The organism is Nitratireductor aquibiodomus NL21 = JCM 21793, assembly GCF_000615975.1.
Classification (GTDB): domain Bacteria; phylum Pseudomonadota; class Alphaproteobacteria; order Rhizobiales; family Rhizobiaceae; genus Nitratireductor; species Nitratireductor aquibiodomus.
In genome coordinates this window covers 1-3,338 of the sequence record NZ_BAMP01000161.1, presented here as the reverse complement: position 1 = coordinate 3,338, position 3,338 = coordinate 1, and the positions used below count along the sequence as shown (strand labels likewise).

The following is a 3,338-nucleotide window of genomic DNA, read 5'->3' as shown; positions in this document are numbered from 1 at the left end:
CACGCGCGGAACGAGGTTCATCAACGCCTCGATGCCGGCGCGCGCCCGGCCCGCGGCAACGTTCTCGAGAATTTCTCCGACCGCGAACAGAAAGACGACGATCGCCGCTTCCGCGCTCTCGCCGATCGCAACCGCGCCGATTGCCGCGACCGACATCAGGGTTTCAATGCTGAACGGAGTACCGTGCCGTGCACCGGCGACGGCACGCCGGAGGATCGGTAGCACTCCGAGCAGCGCCGCCACCAGATAGGCCCATTCGGCGATCGCGGGTGCAACCGTCGCGATGATGAAAGCGAGACCCAGAAGAACGCCGGTGCCGATGACGAGTTGACCCTTGCGTGTCTGCCACCAGGCCCGGGCGGAAACGCCACGTTCCCCGGCGGATGTCTTTCCCGCATCGGCCCCCTCACCCGTCATCGCACGCGGTGCGTAGCCGAGCGAACGGATGCGATCCTCTACGGAGCCGCGGGAGGTGCGGTCCTCATCGAGGACGAGGGACAGTGTCTCCAGCCCATAGTTGACGTTGATTTCGGTGACGCCCGGCAGGCGCTTCAGCCCGTTCTCGATCTTGATCGCGCAGGCTCCGCAATCCATGCCTTCGACGCGGAGTTTGAGCGCTGTATTGGCCTCGGTCGCCATGTGTCACCTCGACTTGTTCGATGTGACAGCTTATATGCACTCTGTAGCAACTATAGGGTCAAGACCATGGCGCACGAAAACTTCACGATCGGCGATCTCGCGAAGGCCACGGAAACGAAGGTGGTGACCATCCGTTACTATGAGCGGATCGGTCTGTTGCCGGAGCCTGAGCGCACGGCCGGGAATTATCGCAGCTATTCGGCATCACATCTCGGCCGCCTCAGCTTTATCCGGCGGGCGCGCGATCTCGGCTTCGCGATCGAGCAGGTGCGCGACCTTCTCAGCCTGTCCGATCAGCGCGATCGCCCGTGCGAGGCGGTGGACGCCATTGCCTGCGAGCATCTGGCGGAGGTGGAACGCAAGATCGCCGACCTGCAGGCTTTGCGCCGCGAACTCGGGAGCATCATCGACCAGTGCGGCTGCGGCACCATCGCCGAGTGCCGGATCATCGAGGCCCTGTCGCCGTGATGATGAAGATGCGATAGGCGACGTCCTTCGATTACCCGCGGGAACACTCGGACACGCAAGCTTTTCCCGTTCACCGCATCTCAGTCGGCGTGCTCGACCGGCAGGCCCGCCGCCCGCCACTCAGGAAGACCGTCCTCAAGGCGACGCACATTGAAGCCGAGGGCGCGCAGTGCCGCGACCGCCTCGAAGGACAATACGCACCAAGGCCCACGGCAATAGGCGACGATCTCGTGACTCGGATCGAGATCGGCGAGCCTCGCCTCCAGTTCGCTCAACGGAATGTTGATAGCGCCCGGCAGGTGTCCGACCGCGAATTCGTCCGGCGGACGGACATCGAGGACCGTCACGAGATCGTTCCGCGTTCGTTGCAACAACTCCTCGCGCGAAACAGGCTCCATGTTGTCGCGATCGTCGAAATAGTCCCGGCGAATACGGTCGACCGCGGCGAGATTGCGCTCCCCGACATTGGAAAGCGCCGCAATCAGGTTGAGCACATTGTCGTTGGCAAGTCGGTAGAGCACGAATTTCCCATCCCGTCGCGAAACGACCAGGCCCACGCGTCTTAACTGCTGCAAATGTTGTGAAGCATTGGCGATCGACAGACCGATCCGCTCCGCCAACGCGTCCACGCCGCGTTCCCCCTGCGCCAGATGTTCGAGGATTTCCAGCCGATGCTGTGACCCGAGCGCGCGGGCGACGGATGCGAACTCGGAGTAAAGCGCCTGTTTGGGGCCAGTTGACATTCTCGCAGGCCTTACATTATATCATTCAAGTGATTAATTGAATGTAATCGGCTTGTGTCGGTTTGGCAAGGCCTACGCGAGATCCCATGAGCGACCTTATTCTTTCAAACGAACCGCTGATCCGGATGGGCTTCTTCCTCGGCATCCTGCTGGCGATGGCGATCTGGGAGATGGCCGCGCCGAGGCGTCGTCGAGAGATACCGCGTCTCCTGCGCTGGAGCAGCAATCTCGGCGTTGTCGTCATCGACACGCTTCTGGTGCGCCTCACCTTCCCCATCGTGGCGGTCGGCCTTGCCGTTGTCGCCGAGCAACGCGGCTGGGGCCTGTTCAATATCCTCGACGCGCCGGCCTGGATCGCCTTCGTTGTCTCGGTGCTGGCGCTCGACCTCGCCATCTATCTTCAGCACGTGATGTTCCACGCGGTGCCCGCACTGTGGCGGTTGCATCGCATGCACCATGCCGATCTCGAATTCGACGTGACGACGGGCCTGCGCTTCCACCCGGTCGAAATCCTGCTGTCGATGGGCATCAAGCTGGCGGTCGTTGCCGCGCTGGGGCCGCCGGCGGTAGCGGTACTGGTCTTCGAGGTGCTGCTCAACGCCACGGCGATGTTCAACCATTCCAATATTGCCATTCCGCGAGCCATCGACCGCGTGCTGCGAATGATCGTGGTGACGCCGGATATGCACCGGGTACATCATTCGATCCATCCCAGCGAGACCAACTCCAATTTCGGCTTCAACCTGCCTGGTGGGATCGGCTGCTCGGCACCTACAGGCCGCAGCCTCGCGAGGGGCACGAGGCGATGACCATCGGCATCGAGCAGTTCCGCACCCGCCGCGATCTGTGGCTCGATCGGATGCTGGTCCAACCACTGCGTGGCCCCGCAAGCGGATATCCGATCAACCGCGAGGAGGAGAAGCCGTGAACGCGCTACGCTTTGCGCCACGCATCCTTCTCCTTCTGGGCATTGTCGCCGCGATCGTCTGGGCCGCCGTCAATCGCGACCGGCTGGATATCGAAGCCCTCGATGCATGGGTTGCCGGATTCGGGCTCTTGGCCCCCCTTGCCTATCTCGCACTCTATGCCGTCGGAACGGTCGCCTTCCTGCCGGGCGCCCTGTTCGCACTGGCGGGCGGCGCCCTGTTCGGTCCTGTGTGGGGCTCGCTCCTCAATCTTGTCGGCGCGACGATCGGGGCAAGCCTTGCCTTCCTCATCGCCCGGTACCTCGCCGGCGACTGGGTGGCGGCGCGAACCGGGGGCAGGCTAAAGCGGCTCATCGACGGCGTGGAGGCGGAGGGCTGGCGCTTTGTCGCCTTCGTGCGCCTCGTGCCGCTCTTTCCCTTCAATCTGACCAACTATGCGCTCGGCCTCACCCGGATCAGTTTCGCGACCTACGTCGTCACCTCGTTCATCTGCATGGCGCCGGGCGCGATCGCCTATACCTGGCTCGGCCATGCCGGGCGCGAAGCGCTTGCCGGCAACGCG

The 3,338-nt window shown here is 63.3% G+C and carries 6 protein-coding genes; 4 read left to right on the top strand and 2 right to left on the bottom strand.

Annotated elements, in window-relative coordinates:
- Positions 1–639: cation transporter (locus JCM21793_RS22735; RefSeq protein ID WP_025031829.1), on the bottom strand; the 639-nt coding region annotated here is incomplete at its 3' end.
- Between the two features lie 66 nt (positions 640–705).
- Here JCM21793_RS22735 and JCM21793_RS22730 point away from each other — a divergent pair.
- Entirely contained in the window at positions 706–1,107 is a 402-nt protein-coding gene (locus JCM21793_RS22730; RefSeq protein WP_025031828.1) for a MerR family transcriptional regulator, read from the top strand.
- A gap of 80 nt (positions 1,108–1,187) precedes the next feature.
- Here JCM21793_RS22730 and JCM21793_RS22725 read toward each other — a convergent pair whose 3' ends face one another.
- Entirely contained in the window at positions 1,188–1,850 is a 663-nt protein-coding gene (locus JCM21793_RS22725; RefSeq protein ID WP_025031827.1) for an ArsR/SmtB family transcription factor, read from the bottom strand.
- A gap of 86 nt (positions 1,851–1,936) precedes the next feature.
- Here JCM21793_RS22725 and JCM21793_RS27900 point away from each other — a divergent pair, with 86 nt between their 5' ends.
- The 3 genes from JCM21793_RS27900 to JCM21793_RS27895 all read left to right on the top strand — a co-directional run.
- On the top strand, positions 1,937–2,659 hold the full coding sequence (locus tag JCM21793_RS27900; protein WP_244439982.1) for a sterol desaturase family protein: 723 nt from the start codon (positions 1,937–1,939) through the stop codon (positions 2,657–2,659).
- A complete protein-coding gene (locus JCM21793_RS31110; RefSeq protein ID WP_280113552.1) occupies positions 2,656–2,778 on the top strand; it encodes a hypothetical protein in 123 nt (40 codons plus the stop codon). Before JCM21793_RS27900 ends, JCM21793_RS31110 begins: the two co-directional genes overlap by 4 nt.
- On the top strand, positions 2,775–3,338 hold a 564-nt coding region (locus JCM21793_RS27895), incomplete at its 3' end, for a TVP38/TMEM64 family protein (protein ID WP_036541613.1). The genes JCM21793_RS31110 and JCM21793_RS27895, both read left to right, overlap by 4 nt.

Excerpts from the sequence above, each read along its gene's own strand:
- JCM21793_RS22730 (WP_025031828.1), top strand. The coding sequence starts at position 706 with ATGGCGCACGAAAACTTCACGATCGGCGATCTCGCGAAGGCCACGGAA.
- JCM21793_RS31110 (WP_280113552.1), top strand. The coding sequence starts at position 2,656 with ATGACCATCGGCATCGAGCAGTTCCGCACCCGCCGCGATCTGTGGCTC.
- JCM21793_RS27900 (WP_244439982.1), top strand. The coding sequence starts at position 1,937 with ATGAGCGACCTTATTCTTTCAAACGAACCGCTGATCCGGATGGGCTTC.
- JCM21793_RS22725 (WP_025031827.1), bottom strand. The coding sequence starts at position 1,850 with ATGTCAACTGGCCCCAAACAGGCGCTTTACTCCGAGTTCGCATCCGTC.